General features: G+C 73.8%; 9 protein-coding genes. 4 read left to right on the top strand and 5 right to left on the bottom strand.

Annotated features, from left to right (window positions below):
• On the bottom strand, window positions 1-319 hold a 319-nt coding region (locus CCN29_RS29655; protein ID WP_442538557.1), incomplete at its 3' end, for a GntR family transcriptional regulator.
• Between the two features lie 106 nt (window positions 320-425).
• Between CCN29_RS29655 and CCN29_RS29650 the strand changes: the two genes are divergently transcribed.
• Window positions 426-1358: a GNAT family N-acetyltransferase gene (locus CCN29_RS29650; RefSeq protein WP_031021752.1), complete on the top strand. Its 933-nt coding sequence runs from the start codon at window positions 426-428 to the stop codon at window positions 1356-1358.
• A complete protein-coding gene (locus CCN29_RS29645; RefSeq protein ID WP_086685624.1) occupies window positions 1339-1842 on the top strand; it encodes a ribonuclease FAU-1 family protein in 504 nt (167 codons plus the stop codon). Before CCN29_RS29650 ends, CCN29_RS29645 begins: the two co-directional genes overlap by 20 nt.
• Before the next feature lie 29 nt (window positions 1843-1871).
• Here the strand turns inward: CCN29_RS29645 and CCN29_RS29640 are convergent, their stop codons facing one another.
• Window positions 1872-2492 (bottom strand): class I SAM-dependent methyltransferase, encoded by a 621-nt coding sequence (locus CCN29_RS29640; protein WP_086685622.1) that lies wholly within the window; start codon window positions 2490-2492, stop codon window positions 1872-1874.
• 138 nt (window positions 2493-2630) lie between these two features.
• Between CCN29_RS29640 and CCN29_RS29635 the strand changes: the two genes are divergently transcribed.
• Window positions 2631-2765 carry a hypothetical protein gene (locus tag CCN29_RS29635; protein WP_006131497.1) on the top strand — a complete coding sequence of 45 codons (135 nt, stop codon included), beginning with the start codon at window positions 2631-2633 and terminating at the stop codon, window positions 2763-2765.
• A 17-nt stretch (window positions 2766-2782) separates the two neighbouring features.
• Here the strand turns inward: CCN29_RS29635 and CCN29_RS29630 are convergent, their stop codons facing one another.
• Window positions 2783-3259 (bottom strand): GNAT family N-acetyltransferase, encoded by a 477-nt coding sequence (locus CCN29_RS29630; protein WP_006131499.1) that lies wholly within the window; start codon window positions 3257-3259, stop codon window positions 2783-2785.
• Between the two features lie 184 nt (window positions 3260-3443).
• On the opposite strand from CCN29_RS29630, the gene CCN29_RS29625 reads away from it, so the two are divergent.
• Window positions 3444-4481 (top strand): lytic polysaccharide monooxygenase auxiliary activity family 9 protein, encoded by a 1038-nt coding sequence (locus CCN29_RS29625; RefSeq protein ID WP_006131500.1) that lies wholly within the window; start codon window positions 3444-3446, stop codon window positions 4479-4481.
• 72 nt (window positions 4482-4553) lie between these two features.
• Here the strand turns inward: CCN29_RS29625 and CCN29_RS29620 are convergent, their stop codons facing one another.
• A complete protein-coding gene (locus tag CCN29_RS29620) occupies window positions 4554-5417 on the bottom strand; it encodes an alpha/beta fold hydrolase (RefSeq protein WP_006131501.1) in 864 nt (287 codons plus the stop codon).
• Between the two features lie 207 nt (window positions 5418-5624).
• On the bottom strand, window positions 5625-5913 hold a 289-nt coding region (locus CCN29_RS29615; RefSeq protein ID WP_442538556.1), incomplete at its 5' end, for a DinB/UmuC family translesion DNA polymerase.

Raw genomic sequence — 5913 nt, 5'->3', positions numbered from 1 at the left:
CCTCCTCCCCCACCCCCAACCGCCGAGCCCGCCCGGCGAAAACCTGCGCCGCCGCGGCAACCTCCCGCTCCGCCGCCGACCCCGCGGCAGCGACCACCGTTCCGTTGCGCCCCCGCGTCTCGATCACCCCGTCCGCCTCCAGCGCCCGGTACGCCTTGGCGACCGTGTTCGCCGCGAGGCCGAGCGTCTCGGCCAGCCCCCGCACGGTCGGCAGGCGGTACCCGACGGGCAGCTCCCCCGACCGCGCCTGCTCGGCGATCTGCGCCCGCACCTGCTCGTACGGCGGCGTTCCGTCCTCGATGTGGATCCGTACAGTCACGCCGCGATTGTCGCGCACCCGCGCCCCGGAGGCCGCACCCCCGGCCCCGGAGTCCCCGCGAAAATGGGAGGCACACCGGCCTCACCACCTCGTACCGTGCGCTCACATGACAGTGACCGTCCGCGATCTGCGCTCCGACGCGCCAGCCGACCTGGAGGGCTTCGCCCGTGTACGGCAGGCCGCGCTGCCGTTCATCCTGGTCACCCCGCAGGCCCTGGCGCACGATCTCACCCAGATGCACCCGGACGCCCGCTACCGCCCCCTCGTGGCGGTGGACGGCGACGGGGAGGTGATCGGCACCGCCCAGGTGCACCTGACGCACGAGAGCGCCGTGCCCGGCCAGGGCAACCTCAACGTCTACGTGCACCCCCGGCACACCCGCCGGGGCGCGGGCACGCTGCTGGTGCGCGCCGGCGAGGAGCATCTGGCCGCGCACGGGGCGACCCGGCTGCTGGCCTGGGTGCTGGACGAGCCCGGCAACCGCGCCTTCGCCGAGCTGCACGGCTACCGGGCGAGCCGTTCCGCGCACTTCCTCCGCCTGGACCTGGCGCACCGCGAGCTGCCCCCGCTCCAGGACCCGCCGCCCGGGGTGGAGCTGCGTCCGGGTTCGTCGTACGCCGACGACCCGCGCCCGCTGTTCGAGCTGGACGCGGAGACCACGGCGGACGAGCCGAGCGACGTGGACACGGAGTTCACCGACTACGAGGCATGGCTCAGGGAGACCTGGCAGCACCCGCTGTTCGACGCGGAGCTGACCACGGTGGCGGTGGTCGGCGGCCGGCCCGCCGCGTTCACCGCGGCCCGTACGGACGGCTCCACCCGGTACGCGACGGGCATGACCGGCACGGCCCGCGCCCACCGCGGCCGGGGGCTGGCGAAGCTGGTGAAGAACGACTCGCTGCACCGGGCCCGCGCGGCCGGGTACACGGAGGCCTTCACGGGCAACGACACCGGGAACGGACCGATGATCGCGATCAACACGTGGTTCGGCTACGAGCTGTGCGGAACGGAGGTGCGCCATGTCCGCGAGCTCGTCTGACGGACCGGCGGCGACGGTCGAGGTGGTGCTGGTCAAGGCGGGCCGCACGAAGATCAGCTATCCGGCGGAGCTGCTCGCCGACGACGGCGTCCGGATCAGCGTGCGCGCCCCGTGGGCGGGCGAGGGTGTGCGCGACTTCGGCTTCGTCCGTTTCGAGCCGGGGGACGTCTTCACGGAGCACTACTGGCGCGACCGCTGGTACTCCGTGAAGGAGGTGCGGGCCGCCGGGGGCACGCTCAAGGGCCACTACTGCGACATCACCCGCCCGGCCGAGCTGTCCGGGGGCCGCCTGGTCGTGGAGGACCTCGACCTGGACCTGTGGGTCTCCGCCGACGGCACGGACGTACGGCGGCTGGACGAGGACGAGTTCGCGCAGAGCGGCCTGTCCGGCCGGGACCCGGGCGCGGCGGCGGCCGCGGTGGCCGCCCTCGACGAGCTGGACGCCCTGGCCCGTGGGGCGGGTCTGGGCACCCTGCTCGGCTGAGACACGCCCCGCGGGCCCGTGCCCCGGGGTCAGTCCCAGGAGGGCACCACCGCGTACCGCTCGTCGTCGACCTCCCGTCCCCACAGCGCCGGGTCCCCGGACAGCGGCTCCACGCGCACCCGCGCGGTGAGCGGGGCGAGGAGGGCGGTGAGCCGGTCCGCCGGTATGCCGACCGGGCTCACCGTCCCCCACACGCCCTCGACCAGCACCAGCCGTCCGGCCGGCCGCAGCAGGTCGCGCCAGCGGCGCAGCACCCGGTCCGGCTCGGGCAGCGTCCACAGCACGTGCCGGACGAGGACGGCGTCGTACCGCTCGCCGTCGACCGGCGGGCGGGCCGCGTCGCCCTGGAGGAACACCGCGTGCCGCCCGGCGAGCTTCTGCCGGGCCAGCTCCACCATCGCCGGGGACCGGTCCACCCCGGTGACCCGGTGCCCCTGCTCGGCGGCAAGGAGGGAGAGGCTGCCGGTGCCGCAGCCGAGGTCGAGGACGTCTCCGGGGCGCCCGGGCAGCCAGTCGCGCAGGCGCGCGGCCCAGGCGGCGCGTACCCGGGGGTCACGCAGACCGTGGTCCGGCTCCTCGTCGAAGGTGGCCGCCCGCGCGTCCCAGTCGACACCGCTCGTGTCCGTCCCGTCACCGTGGTGTGTGGTCATGGGCTCAGGGTGACACCTGCCACTGACAGTCGATTCGTGACCGCCGCCACAGACAGCGCGGGACAGATGAGGAACTCTCCCCCGAAAGGTTCACCGCCGTGGAAGCGGGCGACCCGGTGGACCTCCGAGGAGGCAGCCATGCGCCGAGTCACCGTGCGGAAGCCCTCGAGGAGGACGGACACCCGCCGGGTCCGCGAGGAGGCCGACGAGCGTCCCGCGGAGCGCCCCGAGATCCGCAGGGACATCGCCCGCACCTGGTGGCCCGACGGCTGAACGTCCCGCCGCCCGGCTCAGTGCAGCCGCTTGCGGTAGTGGATCCGGTCGTACGGCCCGCTCACCCTGCGTTCGACGGCCTCGTAGCCGAGTTTCGGGTAGATCTTCCGGTTCTCCCACATCATGGCGTTCGTGTAGAGCCGGATCTCGGGCAGTCCGAGCGCCCGTGCCCGGTCCTCCGCGAACTCCAGCAGCAGCCGTCCCACCCCGGTGCCCTGGGCGTCGGGGCGGACGGCGACGACGTCCAGGTACAGGTGGTCCGCGCGGGGCTCCAGCACGACGAGGCCGGCCACCTCCGCGGACCCGGTTCCTTCGTCGTCCGGGGCCTCGGCGACGAACACCCGGCCCGCGGCCACGTTCGCCGCGTGGTCCGCCTCCATGGGCACCGGCACCACCCCGATGCGCGCGACGTAGGGCCCGAAGGCGGCGTCGATCACCGCCTTCACGGCGGGTACGTCGGCGGGGGCGGCCGGTCTGATCCGCGCGTGCGTCATGCCCGCACGGTACCTACCTGATCCCAGTCCGAACGCTCCCTTAAAGCGACCATAAGGATCTCCTCGCACCGCCCTCACCGGGCGATTTCCGGGTTCCGCGGGGCTACGTTCTGAGCCACCCCCACGGGATCCCTCCCCGGGGTCTCCGCATGAGATCCGCTGTTCGCCGAGGAGTTGCTGCCCCATGTCCGCACGCCGCAAGGCCGCTGTCGCCGCCGTCGGTCTCACCCCGCTCGCCCTCACCGGTCTGGCCGCCGCGCCGGCGGCCGCCCACGGTTCGATGGGCGACCCGGTCAGCCGGGTCTTCCAGTGCTTCGCCGAGGGCCCGGAGAGCCCCAAGTCGGAGGCGTGCAGGGCGGCCGTCGCGGCCGGCGGCACCCAGGCGCTGTACGACTGGAACGGCGTCCGCATCGGCGACGCGGGCGGACGCCACCAGGAGCTGATCCCGGACGGCAAGCTGTGCAGCGCCGGCAACGAGGCGTTCAAGGGCCTCGACCTGGCGCGCGCCGACTGGCCGGCGACGAGCGTGTCCAGCGGCGAGCACACCTTCAAGTACCGGGTGACGGCCCCGCACAAGGGCACTTTCACGGTGTACATCACCAAGCCCGGCTACGACCCGTCCCAGCCGCTGGCCTGGGACGACCTGGACCTGGCCAACCCGGTGGCGACGTCCACCGATCCGGCCGCGGTCGACGGCTTCTACACCTTCTCCGGCACCCTTCCGGAGCGCTCCGGCCAGCAGCTGCTGTACGCGGTCTGGCAGCGGTCGGACAGCCCGGAGGCCTTCTACTCCTGCTCGGACGTCACCTTCGGCGGCGCCCAGGCGGGTGGGGGCGCAGCCGGCGGTGAGCCGGCCGGCGGCGAGGCCCCCGCGGAGGCCGACACGCCGAAGGAGGCGCCCGCCCCGGAGGCGCCCGCCCCGGCGCCGGAGGCCTCCGCCCCGTCCGAGCGGCAGATCGAGGCCGGCGCCGAGAAGTCGACGGTCGAGAACCACGGCCACGGCGACGCCGACCCCGCCACCACGGCGGACCCGGTCGCGGCGGAGGCGGGTTCCGGCAACCAGCTCAAGGCGGCCGGCGGCGGGCAGAACCTGGCGGAGACCGGCGGGGACGAGAACACGTCGTACCTGATGATCGGCGGCGCGGCGGCGCTGGCGCTCGGCTCGGCCGCGCTGTTCGCCTCCGCGCGGCGGCGCACGGCGACCGGACGTCACGGCCGCTGAACCGGCGGCGGGTCCCTGTCCGGCGGCTCAGGCCGGACAGGGACCCGCTGTTTTCACGCCACGCGACACGTGTCAGCTGAACACGGAGGCGCAGGTGGTCCGCCGCGCGTGGTCCGGGTCGAGGGCGTTCGCCACCTCGTGGAAGGCGATCCGGTCGAACAGCCCGATGGCCAGGTGCTCGGACAGGTCGGCCGCGCAGAGGTCCTGGAGGACCACGTTGCGCACGTTCGGCCCGGTCAGGAAGGCGCTGCGGTACGGCGTGACGACCTCGTCGTACCGGGTGGCGATGACGGTGTAGCGGACGCCGGGGACGGTGTCGCCGCCCGCGTTGAGCTCGGCGAGGAAGGCGGAGCCGGCGATCTGGTCGGCGAGGGCGGGGGTGGCCTCGTCGATCAGGTCCTCGGCGCCGGGGAAGTACGGCAGCAGCGCGGTGAGGCCGCCGAGGGTGGTGCCGTGGTTGCTGGGGGCGATGCCGATCAGGGCGTTCACCTCGGCGGCGCCGCCGAGGAACTTGAGGTAGTGGCGGGGCATCATGCCGCCCTGGGAGTGGCCGACGATGTCGACCTTCGCGGCGCCGGTCGCGGCGCGCACCCGGTCGACGTAGGCGTCGAGCTGTTCGGCGGACTCCTCGACGGGCCCGAGGCCGTGGAAGAAGGGGACGCCGGGGAGCTGCCCGTAGTCGAGGGAGAAGACGCAGTAGCCGCGGCTCGTCAGATAGGGCGCGAGACCCAGCCAGTTGTCGACGGAGTTGCCGAAGGTGCCGTGCACCAGGACGACGGGACGGGGGTGGGCGGCGGAGGGCTTGCAGGTGAAGTCGTTCCAGCCGGAGCTGGGTGCGGCGGCGGCCTGCGCGTCCGACGCGGCGGGGGCGGTGACGGCGACCGCGGCCAGCAGCAGCGCGGCCAGCGGTCTGATCACCCGCTTCCAGGGCAGCATCGTGTGATCTCCTTGCGGCTCAAGGGGAAGGGTGGGGTCCTACGCCCTGTGATCCGGATCACGGGATGCTGTTCACTCATCAAGTTACGGGCGAGTAGTAAAAGGGGGAAGTTACGGGTCGGCAAAAACTGCCGCCATTCGCCTGCGGCCGCCCGCCCCTACCTGATAGCGCGTCACATCGCGCCGCCGTGGGTCAACTGCCCCCGGTCAGGCCGCCAGCGTCCCCGGCATCACCGCGTGCGGGCCGAACTTGGCCCGTACACGGTCCGCGACCTCCTCGATGCGGCGTACCTTCTCGTCCACCGGGTCGAAGGTGAGCTGGTGGGAGGCCTGTTCGGCGGAGTCGAGGCCTTCCGCGCGCAGGGCCACCGCGCGCACCCGGGCGCGTTGCAGGCCGAGCGCCTCGTACAGGCCGTACGCCGCCCGGGTGAGCGCGGGCGAGTGCGCGGTCGGTTCGGGGAGCGTGCGGGTGCGGGTGGTCGCCGACCGGTCGGCG

This window comes from Streptomyces pseudogriseolus, from assembly GCA_002154585.1.
Taxonomy (GTDB): domain Bacteria; phylum Actinomycetota; class Actinomycetes; order Streptomycetales; family Streptomycetaceae; genus Streptomyces; species Streptomyces pseudogriseolus.
Note: the sequence above shows the minus strand (reverse complement) of the source record. Positions and strands in the feature narration are given on the sequence as shown.